The organism is Arthrobacter sp. N1, from assembly GCF_048288285.1.
Taxonomy (GTDB): domain Bacteria; phylum Actinomycetota; class Actinomycetes; order Actinomycetales; family Micrococcaceae; genus Arthrobacter_D.
Window position 1 is genome coordinate 3,422,858 of record NZ_CP102608.1, and the last position, 15,953, is coordinate 3,438,810.

General features: G+C 70.2%; 16 protein-coding genes. 5 read left to right on the forward strand and 11 right to left on the reverse strand.

What is annotated here, in order from left to right:
* Positions 1-102: 102 nt before the first annotated feature.
* The 3 genes from NVV32_RS15945 to NVV32_RS15955 form a co-directional block, all read right to left on the reverse strand.
* Positions 103-294 (reverse strand): hypothetical protein, encoded by a 192-nt coding sequence (locus tag NVV32_RS15945; protein WP_055766637.1) that lies wholly within the window; start codon positions 292-294, stop codon positions 103-105.
* A 42-nt stretch (positions 295-336) separates the two neighbouring features.
* Positions 337-1,305, reverse strand: coding sequence for a lantibiotic dehydratase C-terminal domain-containing protein (locus tag NVV32_RS15950; protein ID WP_422390811.1), 969 nt, complete (start codon positions 1,303-1,305; stop codon positions 337-339).
* 87 nt (positions 1,306-1,392) lie between these two features.
* A complete protein-coding gene (locus NVV32_RS15955; protein ID WP_157365713.1) occupies positions 1,393-1,533 on the reverse strand; it encodes a hypothetical protein in 141 nt (46 codons plus the stop codon).
* A gap of 376 nt (positions 1,534-1,909) precedes the next feature.
* Between NVV32_RS15955 and NVV32_RS15960 the strand changes: the two genes are divergently transcribed.
* Both NVV32_RS15960 and NVV32_RS15965 read left to right on the forward strand, forming a co-directional pair.
* Positions 1,910-2,878 carry a helix-turn-helix transcriptional regulator gene (locus NVV32_RS15960; protein ID WP_422390812.1) on the forward strand — a complete coding sequence of 323 codons (969 nt, stop codon included), beginning with the start codon at positions 1,910-1,912 and terminating at the stop codon, positions 2,876-2,878.
* Between the two features lie 63 nt (positions 2,879-2,941).
* Positions 2,942-4,240, forward strand: a complete 1,299-nt coding sequence (locus NVV32_RS15965) for a PLP-dependent aminotransferase family protein (protein WP_422390813.1) — start codon at positions 2,942-2,944, stop codon at positions 4,238-4,240.
* 12 nt (positions 4,241-4,252) lie between these two features.
* Here NVV32_RS15965 and NVV32_RS15970 read toward each other — a convergent pair whose 3' ends face one another.
* The 7 genes from NVV32_RS15970 to NVV32_RS16000 form a co-directional block, all read right to left on the reverse strand.
* Entirely contained in the window at positions 4,253-4,468 is a 216-nt protein-coding gene (locus NVV32_RS15970; RefSeq protein ID WP_422390814.1) for a hypothetical protein, read from the reverse strand.
* Between the two features lie 9 nt (positions 4,469-4,477).
* Positions 4,478-6,256: a 2-oxo acid dehydrogenase subunit E2 gene (locus NVV32_RS15975; RefSeq protein ID WP_422390815.1), complete on the reverse strand. Its 1,779-nt coding sequence runs from the start codon at positions 6,254-6,256 to the stop codon at positions 4,478-4,480.
* Positions 6,257-6,265: 9 nt separating this feature from the next.
* On the reverse strand, positions 6,266-7,240 hold the full coding sequence (locus NVV32_RS15980) for an alpha-ketoacid dehydrogenase subunit beta (RefSeq protein WP_422390816.1): 975 nt from the start codon (positions 7,238-7,240) through the stop codon (positions 6,266-6,268).
* Positions 7,240-8,460: a pyruvate dehydrogenase (acetyl-transferring) E1 component subunit alpha gene (pdhA, locus tag NVV32_RS15985; RefSeq protein ID WP_055766620.1), complete on the reverse strand. Its 1,221-nt coding sequence runs from the start codon at positions 8,458-8,460 to the stop codon at positions 7,240-7,242. Before pdhA ends, NVV32_RS15980 begins: the two co-directional genes overlap by 1 nt.
* Before the next feature lie 135 nt (positions 8,461-8,595).
* Entirely contained in the window at positions 8,596-9,756 is a 1,161-nt protein-coding gene (locus tag NVV32_RS15990; RefSeq protein ID WP_422390817.1) for a histidinol-phosphate transaminase, read from the reverse strand.
* Entirely contained in the window at positions 9,753-11,054 is a 1,302-nt protein-coding gene (locus NVV32_RS15995; protein WP_422390818.1) for a hypothetical protein, read from the reverse strand. The genes NVV32_RS15990 and NVV32_RS15995 overlap by 4 nt, the downstream gene beginning before the upstream one ends.
* The gene (locus tag NVV32_RS16000) at positions 11,051-11,356 is read right to left on the reverse strand and encodes a hypothetical protein (RefSeq protein WP_422390819.1); all 306 of its coding nucleotides are present in this window, start codon (positions 11,354-11,356) and stop codon (positions 11,051-11,053) included. The genes NVV32_RS15995 and NVV32_RS16000 overlap by 4 nt, the downstream gene beginning before the upstream one ends.
* A gap of 123 nt (positions 11,357-11,479) precedes the next feature.
* Here NVV32_RS16000 and purB point away from each other — a divergent pair, with 123 nt between their 5' ends.
* From purB to NVV32_RS16015, 3 genes are all read left to right on the forward strand, one after another.
* Positions 11,480-12,910, forward strand: a complete 1,431-nt coding sequence (gene purB, locus NVV32_RS16005; protein ID WP_422390820.1) for an adenylosuccinate lyase — start codon at positions 11,480-11,482, stop codon at positions 12,908-12,910.
* 61 nt (positions 12,911-12,971) lie between these two features.
* On the forward strand, positions 12,972-13,850 hold the full coding sequence (locus NVV32_RS16010; protein WP_055766610.1) for an endonuclease/exonuclease/phosphatase family protein: 879 nt from the start codon (positions 12,972-12,974) through the stop codon (positions 13,848-13,850).
* 73 nt (positions 13,851-13,923) lie between these two features.
* Positions 13,924-15,366 (forward strand): lipase maturation factor family protein, encoded by a 1,443-nt coding sequence (locus NVV32_RS16015; RefSeq protein ID WP_422390821.1) that lies wholly within the window; start codon positions 13,924-13,926, stop codon positions 15,364-15,366.
* Here the strand turns inward: NVV32_RS16015 and NVV32_RS16020 are convergent.
* Complete coding sequence (locus NVV32_RS16020; RefSeq protein WP_422390822.1) at positions 15,343-15,903, reverse strand: 2'-5' RNA ligase family protein; 561 nt, start codon at positions 15,901-15,903, stop codon at positions 15,343-15,345. The genes NVV32_RS16015 and NVV32_RS16020 overlap by 24 nt on opposite strands.
* Positions 15,904-15,953 lie beyond the last annotated feature (50 nt).

Genomic DNA, 15,953 nt, shown 5'->3' on the forward strand with positions numbered 1-15,953 from the left:
CCTACCCTCGGCCGGGCATACCCGGATCGGAACACGACGACGCCGGCGCAGGGATGCGCCGGCGTCGTCGTGCGTGCACCGGAGCGTTCCGGCGACCGGGTGTCAGTGCCAGAGGCTGTCCGCCCAGGCCGCGTCCCTGAGGTAGTCCCGCGCAGGTCCGATCTCCCACAGCTGACCCTGCGATTCGAGCACGCCGTCGTTCTGCATGGACTGGACCGCCTCGGAGGAGCAGCCGAGCGCCTCGGAGAGATCGTCCTGGTCCATGGCGAGCACGATGGTGTTCCTGGCATTCATGGTGCAGTCCTTCGCTCGATGGGTCCTGGGCGGCCGTGACCGTCAGGGCTGTCGTGGTGCAATGAGGTCCATCTGCGGCTTCCAGCTCCGCGCGTAGAGACCGAGGGCGGCCTCCTCGCGGGGGACGAATCCGAGGCGGTTGAGCGTCATGTGCGCCTGGTAGACCGTGAGGTGCTGGGCGCTGCGGCTGACCCGCACCTTGTCGGCGCGGTAGAGGTAGGTGTCGAGCGCCCGGTACCAGCGCCGTCGCCAGTTGTGCACCGCGGACTCGGATGCCGTCGCCGCCATCAGGGCATGGAAGCCGGTCGCCTTCGAGGAGACCTGCGCCGCCATGGCGTCGCGGACTGCCGGAGCGCGCGGCCCGACGTCGGCGGTGCAGGTCCGCAGGTGGCTGTCCCAGTAGAAGTCCCAGGTCAGGCGGCGGCGATCCTGCCAGCCGGCCGAGCGCGGCCCTCGCATCATGCTCTGGGCGGCGTCGAACAGGACCAGGGCGCCGAGCGCCGAACGGCTCTGCATGCGGGGGAACCGCTGGTTGCCCCAGATCGCCAGCTCGGAGCTGAGTTCGAAGACCTCCTCGGCCAGGTGGAGCCCCTCCACACCGCCGTACTTCACGAGGTTCGCCTCGAGCTGGGGGTCGGCCATCTCCTGGCCGCCCGAGTAGTAGGTGTTGCTCGCGGGAGCCGTGTAGTGCTGCCGGACCGCCAGCAGCGGCAGGGCCTGCGCACTGCGGGCCTGGAGCGCCCGCTGGAAGGTGCGGAGCCTCTCGAGGACCCGGGGGTGCGCGTGGATGCTGAGCCTGATCTGGCTGACCACTCCGGTGGATGCGTCCTCGCACCGCGTGAAGTACCAGCGTTTGGCGCCGAGCGCCTGCGCCTGCGCCACCAGCGGGGTGACCAGCTCTTCGATGATGCCGTCCGCTACATCGAAGCCACCCGTCGAGAGGGAGAGATGCCACCACTGAGTGCTGACGACCGTCCGTGAGGCGGTTCGCACGGCTGTCAGCTGACTCATGGCTCTCTCCTTCAGGGTCTGTGATCACCCCCGCTGGGGCGGGCTATGGGAGCGGCGCCCGGGCTCTAGTCCGGCGCCGCCGTGTTCCTACTTGGGCCAGTCCCAGCTGCTGGCCGAGACCGAGGCCTTGGGCCAGTCCCAGCTTGCCGCGCTGATGGTCTGACCTGCCGGCACAACGGCTCCGACCAGGATCATCAGGCCTGCAGTTGCGCCGAGTACCTTCTTCATGGCGATCCTTCCTTGCCCGTTCCCCGGGAGGTCGAACTGGTCCGCACTGCGGATGCGCAGTGCCCGTATCCATCGGCATCCCGGTCAGGACCCCGGTGAACCGGCTCCATCAGAATGTCGGTGCGCAGAGGGTAGTGTCCAGCAGTACGGGTGGCCGTTTGCGGACATGACGCCAACCGGACGCCGAGCGGATGCGGACACCACGCCCAGGCGTGCTCACAGGGATCGCGGGGACGGCGGATCCGCGGAACGACGCGGATCCGCGGCTCGGACGGGGCCGGTGGATTGCCAGCCCGCCAGATGTGTCATTAACTGGACATGTCATGTTTTTCGCACCGTGCTGAATGCTCATGACCGGGGACGACAGGGAGGGTTCATGCTGGATGCCACGGCGCTGGAGGTCTATCGCTATGCGGTGGGTCATCCCGGCTGGACCCGTGCCGAGGTGTCGGAGAAGCTGGGCCTGACACTGCGCCGGATCGACGAGGCCATCGGCGAGCTGTCCCGGCGCCGGCTGCTCAGCCCTCAGGCTGGCAGCGACGACGGCCTCGTCGCGGTGTCCCCCGATGTCGCCCTCGCCGATCTGGTCGACGCCGACGAGCGCACCCTGCAGGACCTGAAGGCACGCATCAGCAGCCAGCGGCGCGAACTCTCGAGCCTCCTCCCCACCTTCCTCGATGCGCGCAAGCACGTCCTCGCGAGCACCTCGGTGGAGACACTCGAGGACCCGCACCTCATCCACCGCGTGCTCATCGACTACGGCCGGGATGTCACGGAGAAGGTCTACATCGCGCAGCCGGGACAGGGCTCGACGGCGGACGTCCACGAGGAGAGCGTGCGGAAGGACCTCGAACTCCTGGAGAAGGGCGTACGCCGCCGCACCCTGTACGACACGAGCACGAGGGACCACGTCCCGACACGGAAGGCCGTCGAGGCCATCGCCGCCGGCGGGGGCGAGTTCGGAGTCCTCCCGTTCATCCCGCTGCGCATGCTGATCTTCGACGAGAAGCTGGCGCTGGTGGGCCGTCAGCTGACGCGCGACGACAAGGCGGCGCTGGTGATCCGGGACCACAGCCTCATCAACATCTTCACGCAGCTGTTCGAGATCGCCTGGGAGATCAGCCAGGCGTTCCTGGCACCCGAGGAGGTGGAGTCCCCGCTCAGCAGCCTGCAGCGCTCGATCATCCAGGGACTCGCCAGCGGACTCTCCGACGAGTCGATCGCACGGCGGCTGGACATCAACGTCCGGACGTGCAGGCGGCACATCGCCTGGATGCTCGAGACCCTGCGCGCGGACAGCCGTTTCCAGGCCGCCCTGAAGGCCCGCGACGCCGGCTGGATCTGACAGCCCACGCTCCACTGGTCAACACCTGTTGCCTGATGGTCAACACGCGCCTAGACTCTGGGCGTGACGTCCTCAAGCGAAGCCTCCGCCGACCTCCTGCCCGCCGAGACGGAAGCCGCCCTCGAACGCGCCGTCGACTCCGCAGCACGGCACGATCCGCTCTTCTCCGTGCGCGCGGCGAACATCAAGCAGTCGGCCGTCCGCGACGTCTTCGACATCTCGATCCGCCCCGGCCTCGTCTCCCTGGCCGGCGGCAGCCCCTACCTGAGGTCCCTCCCCCTCGAGGACCTCGGCCGTACGGCCCAGAAGATCATCGCCGAGCACGGCCTGGAGGCGCTGCAGTACGGCGGCGGGCAGGGCATGGCGGAACTGCGCTCTCTCGTCTGCGACGTCATGGCCGCCGAGGGGATCGTGGGCGCCAGTCCCGACGACATCGTCATCACCACCGGATCGCAATCCGCCCAGGACGTCGCCGCCAAGGTCTTCTGCGATCCCGGAGACGTGATCCTCTGCGAGGACCCCACGTACGTCGGCGCCCTGAACACCTTCGAGGCCTACGAGGTGGACGTCGTCACCGTCCCGATGGACGAGGACGGACTGATCCCGGACGAACTCGAGCGCATCATCGGCGAGCTCGAGGCGGAGGGGCGGACCATCAAGCTGCTCTACACGATCCCCAGCTTCAACAACCCGAGCGGCATCACCCTGGCCGCCGACCGCCGCCAGCGCGTCGTCGACATCTGCCGCGCGCACACGATCCTGGTCCTCGAGGACAACCCCTACGGCATGCTCCGCTTCGACGGCGAGCCCCTCGAGCCCCTGCGCGCGGCCAACCCCGAGGACGTCATCTACCTCGGCTCGTTCTCCAAGATCTTCGCACCCGGTGTGCGCCTGGGCTGGGCGCTGGTGCCCAGGCACCTCTACCGCCGGTTCTACCTGGCCTGCGAGGCGGTGGTGCTCTGTCCGTCGCCGCTCACGCAGATGCTCGTCACCGCCTATCTCACGGAGTACGACTGGCGCGGCCACCTGCAGTCCATGCGCGGCCTCTACCGCGAACGGTGCGAGGCCATGCTCGGCGCCCTCGCCGCCGAGCTGCCGGACGGCGTGCACTGGACCACGCCCGACGGCGGCTTCTTCGTCTGGGTCACCCTGCCCGAGGGGATCGACACCTATCCCCTGCTCTACACCGCCATCGACGCCGGCGTCGTCTTCATCCCGGGTGCCGCCTTCACGCCGTCGGACGAGCCGTCGAACAAGCTGCGCCTGGCGTTCAGCGCCGTGTCCCCCGAGGACATCGTCGAGGGCGTCCGGCGTCTCGCGCCGATCCTCCGCGGTGCCATCACCGGTCTCCGGACGCCCTAGGGCTCAGCGCGGTCAGCGCCTCTGCTGGCGGAACGTCACCGTGATCGAGATCAGCGCGGCGACGATCACCAGGATGGACAGGCGGGCGATCGTGTCCAGCCCTGGGAAGGCGAGTTGCAGGAGGCTCGAGGCGATGAAGCCGACGACCACGACCAGCAGCAGCCTGCTCAGCGGGTACCGGGCGCGCGGTCGACGGCCGGGATCCTGCCCCGGCAACTCCTGGTTCATGCGCCAACCCTAGTCGAGGAGCAGCGCGGGTTCCTCGAGGATCGAGGCGACGTCCGCCATGAAGCGGGCACTGAGATCCCCGTCCACCACGCGGTGGTCGAAGGACCCCCCGAGGGTCGTGATCCACCGGGGGATCACCTCGCCGTCGAGCACCCAGGGTTTCTGCTTGATGGTGCCGAAGGCCACGATCGCCACTTCCCCCGGATTGATGATGGGCGTTCCCGTGTCGATGCCGAGGGCGCCGATGTTCGTGACGGTCAGCGTGCCGCCCTGCATCTGGGCAGGCTGCGTCCTGCCCGCCCGCGCCGTCGTCGCCAGCTCGTTGAGGGCCAGTGCGAGTTCCTTCAGGGAGAGATCCTGCGCATCCTTGATGTTCGGCACCATGAGGCCCCGTGGCGTGGCGGCGGCGATCCCGAGGTTCATGAAGTGCTTGACGAGGATCTCGTCATCGGACCAGGTCGCGTTGACGGAGGGGTTCCGTGCAGCAGCCCAGATGACCGCCTTCGCGAGGATCAGCAGGGGCGAGACCTTGATGCCCTCGAAGTCCCGGCTGGCCTTGAGCCGCTTCACGAACTCCATGGTGCGCGATGCGTCGACGTCCACGAAGATGCTGACGTGCGGCGCGGTGAAGGCGCTCTGGACCATCGCCCTCGCGGTGGCCTTGCGGACGCCCTTGACCGGGATGCGCTCGATGCGGTCGCCCCCGAGGAGCTTGCGCTCCGACCAGAAGGAGTCGGCGCCGTCCTGCTCCGCGTCACGCTGCGACTGGTAGCTCATGAGGTCCTGCTTCGTGACCTCGCCGGCGGATCCGGTGGCCGGGACATCGGCGAGGTTGATGCCGAGGTCCCGTGCCGCCTTCCGGACCGGTGGCTTCGCCAGGACGCGATTGATGAGCTGGTTGAGTGGGTTCACCCGGCCCTGCGCGCTGCCACTGGCGGACGGCGCCGGCGTCGCGCTGGGCGCCTGCTGTCGATCTGCCGTCCTCGGGCCGGCTGAGGCCGGCGGTGCGGGCGCGACCGTCGCGGTGGACTGCCCGTCGGCGGGCTGCTGGGAGCTTCCCGCCGCCCGGCCATCGCTCCTGCCCGGATGGCCGGCCGCCGACGCGGCGGACACGGCCCGGGCCGGGCCGGACGGTGACTTACGGGGGCGGCGTTTGACGGCATCGGCCTTCGGGCCCGTCCCGACGAGGGGGCCGGGCACCGGATCCGCGGAACCCGATCCTGCTGCCGTGTCCCCTCGCGTTGCTGCGGGGCCTGCGCCGGACGTGGCCTCACCGCCGGCAGCGGAGTGACCTCCGGTGACCGGTGCGGAGCCATCGCCGCGAAGGGCTCCTGCCTGCGGGCCCGCCAGTTCTCCCGGCATCTCCGGCACGGGGACCTGGCCCTCGGTCGCGGTGGCCGGGCGTGCCTCGCTCCCGGCGGGCTCGTCTGCCGGTACCTGCGCGTCGCGGCCGTCCGAACCGTCGGGCCGAGGCGCCGCCCCGGACGTCGGCGCAGTCACGGCGGAGCCACCACTGCCGCCACTGCTGCCGCTGCCGGACGGTCCGGTGCCGTCCTCCACGGAGATGATCGGCGTCCCGACCTCGATCGTCTCGCCCTCCGGCACCAGCAACTCGGAGACCGTGCCCTCGTAGGGCGAGGAGAGCTCGACGAGGGACTTCGCGGTCTCGATCTCGCAGATGATGTCGTTGACGGACACGGCTGCGCCCGGCGCCACCCTCCACTGCACGATCTCCGCCTCGGTGAGGCCTTCACCGACGTCGGGCAGGTTGAACGTCTTCAGCGTCATGGTGGTCCTTCAGTATGCGAAGGCACGGTCGAGTGCCTCGAGGATGCGGTCGATGTCGGGCAGGTACTGCTCCTCCACACGGGCGACCGGATAGGGCATGTGGAACCCGCCCACACGGATGACGGGCGCCTCGAGGAACAGGAACGCACGCTCGGAGATGCGCGCGGCGATCTCGCCGCCGATCCCGCCGAAGGTCGGGGCCTCGTGCGCGACGATCAGCCGCCCGGTGCGGGTCACGGACTCGGTGACGGTGTCGAAATCGATCGGCGAGATGGACCTGAGGTCGATGACCTCGACGCTCCGCCCGTCCTCCTCGGCAGCGGCGGCCGCCGCCAGCGCCACGGGCACCAGCGGACCGTAGGCGACCACCGTCGCATCGGTGCCACGGCGCAGGACGTGCGCGGTGAACGGATCACCGACGGGTGCCCCCGTGTCCACCTCGCCCTTGAGCCAGTACCGCCGCTTGGGCTCGAAGACGATCACCGGGTCCTCGCAGCTGACGGCCTGCTGGATCATCCAGTAGGCGTCCTGGGGATTCGAGGGCGTGATGATCCGCAGGCCGGCGGTGTGGGCGAACAGCGCCTCCGGCGACTCCGAATGGTGCTCCACGCTGCCGATGCCACCGCCGTAGGGGATGCGGATGACCACGGGGGCACTCAGCATCCCGTCGCTGCGGGTGCGCAGCTTGGCGAGCTGGGTGGTGATCTGGTTGAACCCCGGGAACACGAAACCGTCGAACTGGATCTCGCAGATGGGCCGGTAGCCGCGGAGGGCGAGGCCGATCGCGGTGCCGATGATCCCTGACTCGGCGAGCGGGGAGTCGACCACGCGCATCGCGCCGAAGTCCTTCTTCAGTCCGTCCGTGACCCGGTACACGCCTCCGAGCTCACCGATGTCCTCCCCCATGAGCAGGGTCTTCGGATCGTTCGCGAGGGACGCGCGAAGCCCCTCGTTGATCGCCCTGGCGATGGTCATGGTCGCCATCAGGCGTGCTTCCCTTCGTCGGCGAAACCGGACTCGTACTGCTGGAAGAACCGCAGTTCCTCCTGCACGAGTGGGTGCGGCTCGGCGTACACGGCCGCGAAGCGGCTCTCCAGATCCGGCGCGGTCATCGACAGCACGGCCGCCCGGAGGTCCGAGGCCATGACCCGGGCCTCGTCCGCCAGCCCCTCGAAGAAGGCGTCGTCAGCGAGTCCGGCCGAGCGCAGATAGGTCTCGAGGCGGGCCAACGGGTCCCGGGTCCGCCACTCCTGCTCGTCACCGGACAGCCGGTACTTGGTCGGGTCATCCGCGGTGGTGTGTGCACTCATGCGGTAGGTGTACGCCTCGATCAGTACCGGCCCCCTGCCGGTCCGCGCGTGCTCGAGGGCCCAGCGGGTGACGGCCTCGACCGCGAGGACGTCGTTGCCGTCCACGCGGACGCCCGGGAAACCGTACCCCTCGGCCCGCTTCGCCAGCGGCACGCGCGTCTGCACCGTCGAAGGCACGGAGATGGCCCACTGGTTGTTCTGGCAGAAGAACACGACGGGTGCATCGAAGGACGCCGCGAACACCATGGACTCGTGGATGTCGCCCTCGGAGCTGGCTCCGTCGCCGAAGTATGCGACGGACGCCGCCTGCGGCAGGGAAGGATCGGCGAGCTGGTCCCGCTGGATCCCCATCGCGTAGCCCACGGCGTGCAGGGACTGCGCGGCGAGCACCAGCGTGTAGAGGTGGAAGTTCCGCTCCCGCGGATCCCAGCCGCCGTTGGTCACGCCGCGGAAGAGACGCAGGATCTCGGACAGCTCGACGCCGCGGGTCAGCGCGACGCCGTGCTCGCGATACGTCGGGAAGGCGTAGTCCTGGGCCTCCATGGCGCGGCCCGACCCGATCTGGGCGGCCTCCTGACCGGTGAGGGGGACCCAGAGGGCCAGCTGCCCCTGCCGCTGCAGGGCGGTGGACTCCTGGTCGAAGCGGCGGACCAGGTACATGTCCCGGTAGAGCGAGAGCAGGTGCGGCGCGTCCGACGTCGAGAGGTAGGGGGCGAAGTCGACGAGCTCACCGGCGATCCCGGCCGTCATCCCGTCGGCCAGCCGGCCCTCCGGATCGAGGATCCGGAGCATGTCCGGCTCGGCCTGACGGTCCTGCCCGAGTTCCGCCGTGCGCGCCGCGCGCTCGACCTCCTCGACCTCGAACTCCGCTGTCGGCAATCGACCGCCGTTCATCCCTAGCTCCTCATCCGACCTGCACATTCCATGTGGGGAATGTATGCCATCAGTCATACACCGGAGAACATATCTTCCGGTGACATCCTGACCAAGACTAGTCAGCGCGGGCCGACGGGCCTATTTAAGACGGCGTCAGCGTTCCGCTGGACGGTGCGGGAAGTCTCTGCACAGCGCGAGGAAACGGGTGTTCGCGGCCTCCTCGCCGATCGAGACCCGAACCCCCTCGGACCCGAAGGCACGGACGGACAGGGCATGCTCGCCGGCCCGGACGGCGAAGTCCTGGGTGTGCTCGCCCAGGGCGAGCCAGACGAAGTTCCCCTCGGCCTCCGGGATGGTCCACCCCAGGTCCCGAAGGCCCGCGACCACCCGGATGCGCTCGTCGACGATGCTCTGCACGCGCACCTCGACCTCGTCGATGTGGCGCAGGGACGTCACGGCCGCGTGTTCGGCGATCTGGGAGACCGCGAAGGGAACGGCGCTGACGCGGAGGTGCTCGGTCAGGGCCGGCTGGGACACGGAGTATCCGACGCGCAGCCCGGCCAGCCCGTGCGCCTTGGAGAAGGTCCGGAGCACGATCACGTTCTCGTACTCGCGATAGAGCTCGATGCCGTCGACGGCATCGGACCTCCGGACGAACTCCTGGTACGCCTCGTCGATGACGACGACGATGTGGGCGGGTACCTTCTCGAGGAAGGCGACGACGTCGTCTCGGGTGAGCACCGGCCCGGTCGGGTTGTTGGGCGTGCAGAGCATGACCACGCGGGTACGGTCGGTGATCGCGGCCGCCATCGCGTCCAGATCGTGGGTGCCGTCCGGGCGGACCGGCACCTGCACTCCCGCGGCGCCGGCGAGCCCGACGCTGATGGGATAGGCCTCGAAGGAACGCCACGCGTACACGACCTCGTCGGGGGCGTCGAAATCGTTCTGGCCCGCGAAGGTCGCCAGGATCTGGTTCAGCGCGCCGAGGCTGCCGGCCCCGGTGACGATGTCGGTCGCAGGGACGCCGAGGTAACCCGCGAGCTCGGTCCGGAGGGCCGTGGTCATCGGGTCGGGGTACCGGTTGACCGAGGTCTCGGAGGCGATCGCCTCCAGCACGGCCGGGAGGGGCGGAAGGGGGTTCTCATTCGAGGACAGCTTGAAGCTCTCCAGGCCCTCCACCACCACGGGCGGCTTGCCCGCGGCATATCGCGGGAGCTTCCCGAAGACGCCGCGTGGGCGCAGGCCCTGGTTCGTGCTGCCCGCGGTGTCCCGCCCGGAGGTGGACGGTGCCTGCGAGTCGTCGATCGAAGTCATGGCCATAGCCTAGACCCGCCGTCCGCGGCACGCCCTCCCGCCGCCGTCTGCGCCACCGGCAACGGATTCGGTCTCCGGACCGCGGTGAAGGAGGACCGTCGGGCCGCGCCGCGCGTAGCGGCCGAAGCGAGGAGTGACGTGGCGGGACCCAGCGACGGCGCGGTGCTGGCGTCGACCAGGCGCGCCCCCGCTGTGTAGTTCCCGAGCTTGTGCGCCGGTCCCAGCCCCCAGGGTTCGGCGGACCCGTCCGCCTCCCGTCCCAGCGGCGGCACCTGATGGGTCAGCGTGACGGTGGTCCGGTGGGGATCGTCGGGGTTGGGGATCGCGTCGAGGAGCGGGACCGGGTCCACTGCATGCTCCAGGTGCAGGTACTCGGTGTCCGCCGTCGGGTGCCACCCCGTGGGTGAGCCGACCGTCACGACCAGCTGGACGTCGTACGACGCGCCGAGACCGGTCCCGCGCGCGAGATTGACGGCGTGGATCCCGCCCTGGCTGTACCCCGCCAGGATGAGTGCGTCCCCCTCCTGCGCCCCCGCTCGACGCAGCGCCTCGCGCACAGCGGCTTCGGTGTGGCGGCTGTCCTCCGCGAGAGCCTCGGCGACACCCCCTGCGTCGAACGGGTTGCTGCCGCGCGCGTCGCCCACCAGCCCGGACTGCGTTCCGGGCAGCACCACCAGATGGACCGGCTGCGTCTCCGTACCCAGCCGCAGCACCTCGAACACGCCGGGCCCCTCCGCCTCCACGGCGGAGATCCGGGCGACGACGCCCTCGATCGACCCATCGAAGGCGACCACGTCCGAGGCCGTCCCGGAGCCCCCACCGCGCGTCTCCAGCAGGTTGATGGGCCTGACGTCCAGCGCGCCGCGACGGATGGCTTCGCGGGCGAGGGCCCGCGCCGTCACCACCGATGCGCGGCGCGCCGACTCGGTCGCTGCACGGGCCGCATCATCCGCCCAGGCATAGGCGTCCACGGCAGATCTCAGCCTCTCCCCCGTCTCGGTGAGTGACGCCGCGTTCTCCATGGCCGAGTAGAAGGAGGCACCGACCTGCCCGCGTGCCTCCTGGTAGGCCGCTCCGGCGCCCGGGGGCAGGAACTGCACCGGACGCCATGGCAGCTCGGCGACCTCCGCATCGAGCTGCGCGAGCGCCGTGGCGACCGCGGCGGTGTCCGATGCGAGCACGGAGAGGACGCTCGCGGCGTGGTCGAGTTCCTCCCACTGGAAGCGGATCCCGCCCACACCTCCGCGGATCAGCAGCAGGCCGTCGCCGGGATCCTCGGGCCCGAGCAGCCGCGTCACAGCCCTGCCCCTCGCTGCAGGGCCTCCGCCACGCGGACGAGGCGGCCGTACTCGCCCAGGAGACGGGCTGCGGAGTGGAGCAGCTCGATGGTGCCCGAGAGCTCGCTGCACCGCTCGGCCAGGTACGTACGGAAGGCGCCGCCCGCGGGCGAGTCCCAGGAGAGGAGGGAGACGGACAGCGCGTGGCGCCGCACATCGGTGAGGCTCTCCGCATGCCGGGTCAGGGCTGCCTGGATCGCCAGTACGTCGTCGCCCGCGCCGCCCCCCGGACGGCTCGTACCACCCTCCCCGCCACTGTCCATGATCCGTCCCCTCGCCCGCCCTGTTCGTCCACGCTAGGAGCCCTGCGGAAAGGCCACCCGAGGGTGGCCGGGTATGTGGACAGGCCGTGAGGAGCCGGCCCCGCTCCATGGAAGGATGGAGCCATGGCTGACTCCGCACTCTCCCGGGTTGAATTCGCTGCTCTGTCCCGAGGGGAGGGAACGTCGCTGACCCTCGGCCCCCTCGACGGCCGGTACCGTGACGCCGTGGCGCCCCTCGTCGACTTCCTGTCGGAGGCGGCCCTCAACCGCGATCGCGTGCACGTCGAGGTGGAGTGGCTCATCCACCTCACGCGTCACTCCGTCCTGCGCGGTACCGAGCCACTCACCGCGGACCAGGAGGAACGGCTCCGCGCCGTGGTCACCTCGTTCGACGCCGCCTCGGTCGCGGAGCTCGCGGAGATCGAAGCAGTCACGGTGCACGACGTCAAGGCGGTGGAGTACTTCATCGGACGGCGCCTGGACGGGATCGGCATCGGACACCTGAAACCGCTCGTCCACTTCGGCTGCACCTCCGAGGACATCAACAACCTCTCCTACGCGCTCGGGATCAAAGGCGCCGTCACCGAGGTCTGGCTGCCGGCAGCGCGCTCACTCGTCGCCTCGATCGCCGATCTGGCACGTTCGTCCCGCGAGACCCCGATGCTCTCCCGGACCCACGGCCAGCCGGCGACACCGACCACGCTCGGCAAGGAGATGGCCGTCGTCGCCCACCGCCTGACGCGCCAGCTGGACCGCATCACGGCCACGGGGTTCCTCGGCAAGATCAACGGCGCCACCGGAACCTATGCGGCCCACTACGCCTCCGTCCCGGACGCCGACTGGGAGGGCGTGGCCCGGACCTTCGTCGAGGGCCTCGGCCTGACCTGGAACCCGCTGACCACGCAGATCGAATCCCATGACTGGCAGGCCGAGCTCTACTCCGACGTGGCCCGCTTCAACCGGATCCTCCACAACTTCTGCACGGACGTGTGGAGCTACATCTCCATCGGCTATTTCGCGCAGGTCCCGGTGGCCGGCGCCACCGGGTCCTCGACGATGCCGCACAAGGTGAACCCGATCCGCTTCGAGAACGCCGAGGCGAACCTGGAGATCTCCTCCGGCCTGCTGGACGTGCTGTCCTCGACGCTCGTCACGTCCCGCTGGCAGCGCGACCTCACCGATTCCTCCAGCCAGCGCAACATCGGTGTCGCCCTCGGCCACTCCCTCCTCGCCGTCTCCAACGTGGCCAAGGGACTCGCGAGGCTCGATGTCGCGGAGGACGTGCTGGCAGCAGACCTCGACGGCAACTGGGAGGTGCTCGGCGAGGCGGTGCAGATGGTCATGCGCGCCGAGGCGATCGCGGGCGTGCCGGGACTGGACGACCCCTATGAACGCCTCAAGGACCTGACCCGCGGCCGGCGGGTTGACGCGGCCCGGATGCGCGAGTTCGCGAGCGGGCTCGGGCTGAGTGCGGAGGCCGAGCAGAGGCTGCTCGCGCTGACGCCCGCCGGCTACACCGGTATCGCGGCTCGGCTCGTGGACCATCTCGGCTGACCGCGTACCGGCGCTCCGCCGGGCAGCAGTCACGATCCCCGTGCCGCACCGGAAAGGCTCCATGCCACGAACACCACCCGCCCCGCCGCTCATCAGGGCCGGCAGGAGCTCCCTGCACGTCATGACCTTCAACATCCGCTACGACCGTCCTGCCGCCCGGCCCGGGGACATCGACTACTGGCCGGACCGCATCCCGCCGCTGCAGGACGTGCTGCGGCGCGAGGTGCCCACGGTCCTCGGCGTACAGGAGGCACTGCACCACCAGCTCGTGGTCGTCGAGGCCGCTCTCCCCCCGCGGTACCGCATGATCGGGGCCGGGCGTGACGGCGGGAGCCGGGGTGAGTACTCCGCGATCTTCTACGACGCGCGCCGCCTGCAGCTCATCGAGTGGGACCAGTTCTGGCTCTCCGACACCCCGAAGCTGATCGGGTCCTCGACGTGGGGTAACGGCGTGCCGCGGATCGCGACGTGGGGCCGCTTCCGGGACACCTCGACCGACCGCGAGATCCTGCTCGTCAACACGCACTTCGACCACGAGTCGGATCTCGCGCGGATCCGGAGCGCCGCCGCCGTGCTCGACCTCGTCACGTTCTTCCGCCCCCGGCTGCCCACCATCGTCATGGGTGACTTCAACTCCGACGCCGGCACCTCGTCCGCCTATCGGAGCTTCCTGGACTCGGGCGTGCTCGGCGACGCCTGGGTCCGCGCGGACGAACACCTCACGCCGGACCTCGGCACCTTCCCGCGCTATGAACGGCCGGTCGACGGCGGGCGCCGCATCGACTGGATCCTCACGACGCCGGACGTCCTCGTGCGGCAGGCCGCCGTCAACACCTCCACCCTCGACGGCCGCTGGGCCAGCGACCACGCGCCCGTGCAGGCCCTCGTCGAGATCCCCCGCAGGGGGTCGGGCGCCGCCTACCCCGTGACGCCGCGCTAGCAGACACGCCCGCTGGCTCGGAGCGCCGATGTCCTGTTGACCCCGGCGTCGGGCGGACCGGACCCTTGACGGCATGGAGTGGGTGACCGGGGTCCTTGCCGCGGAGGACTACGAGGTGGGCCGGCAGATCGTGCAGCGCGGGGTCGCGGCGGTCTACCTGGTCGCCTTCACCTCGGCGCTGAACCAGTTCCCCGCCCTCCTCGGGGAGCGGGGACTGCTGCCCGTGCCCGAGTACCTCCGGCGGGCTGGCGACCGCGTGGGTCCCACGCTCTTCCGCCGCGGATACACCGATGGCCGGCTCCGTGCCGTGGCCTGGACCGGCATCGTCCTCTCGGCGCTCCTGGTCCTCGGGCTGCCGCAGGCAGGCCCGCCCTGGCTGCCCCTCGTCGCCTTCCTGGTGCTGTGGGGGCTCTACACGTCGATCGTGAACGTGGGGCAGGTGTTCTACGGGTTCGGGTGGGAGAGCCTGTTGCTGGAGGCCGGGTTCATCGCCGCGTTCCTCGGGTCGGACGAGGTGGCCCCGCCGTTCCTCGTCCTGCTCATGATCCGCTGGCTCGTCTTCCGTCTCGAGTTCGGCGCGGGCATGATCAAGATGCGCGGCGACCGCTCATGGCGCGACCTCACCGCCCTGGACCACCACCACGAGACGCAGCCGATGCCGAACCCGGCCAGCCGGTTCTTCCACCTCCTGCCGAAGCCCCTGCACCGCATCGAGGTGGCCGGCAACCACGTCACGCAGCTCGCGGTGCCGTGGCTGCTGTTCGCACCCCAGCCCCTCGCCGGGATCGCCGCGCTGGTGATGATCGTGACGCAGGGCTGGCTCGTGGTCTCGGGCAACTTCGCCTGGCTCAACACCCCCACCATCATCTTGGCCTTCGCGGCCGTACCCGATGCGTTCTACGCCGCAGTGGTGCCCGCCGTCGATCCCGCCGGCTCCTACCAGCCGACCCCGCCGTGGTTCACGATCGTCGTCGTGCTCGCCGTGCTCGTGCTCGCCTCCCTGAGCCGGCCGGCCCTCGTGAACCTCTTCGCCCGGCACCAGCTGATGAATGCCGGCTTCAACAGGTGGCACCTCGGCAACGCGTACGGGGCGTTCGGGAGCGTCACGAAGGTGCGCTACGAGGTGGTCGTGGAGGGGACGCTCGACGACGTCGGTCCGGACGCGCGCTGGCGGGAGTACGGGTTCAAGGGCAAACCCGGCGACCCGGCGCGCAGGCCACGGCAGTTCGCGCCGTACCACCTGCGCCTGGACTGGATGATGTGGTTCCTCGCGCTCGGGTCCGAGCGCGGCTGGTTCACGCCGTTCCTGGTCAAGCTCCTGCAGGCCGACCCGCAGACCCTGGGACTCCTCGCGGAGGACCCGGTCGACGGCGCCCGCCCCCGGTACGTGCGGGCGCGGATCTTCCTCTACCGTTTCGCCAGTCGACGCGAGAAGCAGGAGACGGGCCTGTGGTGGATCCGCGAGCCCCAGGGGCTTCTCGTCCGGCCCGCGTCACTGCGCGCCGAGTCGCCCTGACGCCTGAGGAGACCCTCCGCCGCCGAGCAGGACCAGGCGCTTCTCCTTGGCATCCCACCGCCGCACGATCCCGGCTGCGAGCCGGACCGGAGGGCTGTCCCTGAGGAGTTCGAGCGCTGCGCCCAGTTGCTCGGCGGTCAGGCCGTGGCCGAGGGTGATGTGGGGCGTCCAGGCTCCGCGGACGGTGGTCGGCACGGTCTCCTGGATGCCGTCGAGCGCGAACCAGATGCGTCGGTGCAGGCCGGTCAGTGCCGTGCCCGCGACGATCTGCCGCGCCAGGACGAACTTCCGGCGCGTGGGGAACACCAGGAAACCGGCGGTCACCAGGTCGGGGGCGGGGCCGCCGGACGCGGCGGCGAGGTCGGCGTCGTACCGGTCGTCGATGCGCGCGGCCGCGGCGAGCGTGATGTGCGGGGCATTGCTGAAGGACTGGTGCCGAGACTGGTTCGGCAGGCCCGCGTCCTCGAGCGCGGCCCAATCCTCGAGGACGCGGAGGTCCGAGGGCGGGTCCAGCAGGAGTTCGATGCTATCGGCCATGCCGCGCACCCCCTCCCGCCGGTCCCGTCACGGCCGGGCTCATTCCTGCC

Excerpts from the sequence above, each read along its gene's own strand:
- NVV32_RS15945 (WP_055766637.1), bottom strand. The coding sequence starts at position 294 with ATGAATGCCAGGAACACCATCGTGCTCGCCATGGACCAGGACGATCTC.
- NVV32_RS15950 (WP_422390811.1), bottom strand. The coding sequence starts at position 1,305 with ATGAGTCAGCTGACAGCCGTGCGAACCGCCTCACGGACGGTCGTCAGC.
- NVV32_RS15955 (WP_157365713.1), bottom strand. The coding sequence starts at position 1,533 with ATGAAGAAGGTACTCGGCGCAACTGCAGGCCTGATGATCCTGGTCGGA.
- NVV32_RS15960 (WP_422390812.1), top strand. The coding sequence starts at position 1,910 with ATGCTGGATGCCACGGCGCTGGAGGTCTATCGCTATGCGGTGGGTCAT.
- NVV32_RS15970 (WP_422390814.1), bottom strand. The coding sequence starts at position 4,468 with ATGAACCAGGAGTTGCCGGGGCAGGATCCCGGCCGTCGACCGCGCGCC.
- NVV32_RS15975 (WP_422390815.1), bottom strand. The coding sequence starts at position 6,256 with ATGACGCTGAAGACGTTCAACCTGCCCGACGTCGGTGAAGGCCTCACC.
- NVV32_RS15980 (WP_422390816.1), bottom strand. The coding sequence starts at position 7,240 with ATGGCGACCATGACCATCGCCAGGGCGATCAACGAGGGGCTTCGCGCG.
- pdhA (WP_055766620.1), bottom strand. The coding sequence starts at position 8,460 with ATGAACGGCGGTCGATTGCCGACAGCGGAGTTCGAGGTCGAGGAGGTC.
- NVV32_RS15990 (WP_422390817.1), bottom strand. The coding sequence starts at position 9,756 with ATGACTTCGATCGACGACTCGCAGGCACCGTCCACCTCCGGGCGGGAC.
- NVV32_RS16000 (WP_422390819.1), bottom strand. The coding sequence starts at position 11,356 with ATGGACAGTGGCGGGGAGGGTGGTACGAGCCGTCCGGGGGGCGGCGCG.
- purB (WP_422390820.1), top strand. The coding sequence starts at position 11,480 with ATGGCTGACTCCGCACTCTCCCGGGTTGAATTCGCTGCTCTGTCCCGA.
- NVV32_RS16010 (WP_055766610.1), top strand. The coding sequence starts at position 12,972 with ATGCCACGAACACCACCCGCCCCGCCGCTCATCAGGGCCGGCAGGAGC.
- NVV32_RS16015 (WP_422390821.1), top strand. The coding sequence starts at position 13,924 with ATGGAGTGGGTGACCGGGGTCCTTGCCGCGGAGGACTACGAGGTGGGC.
- NVV32_RS16020 (WP_422390822.1), bottom strand. The coding sequence starts at position 15,903 with ATGGCCGATAGCATCGAACTCCTGCTGGACCCGCCCTCGGACCTCCGC.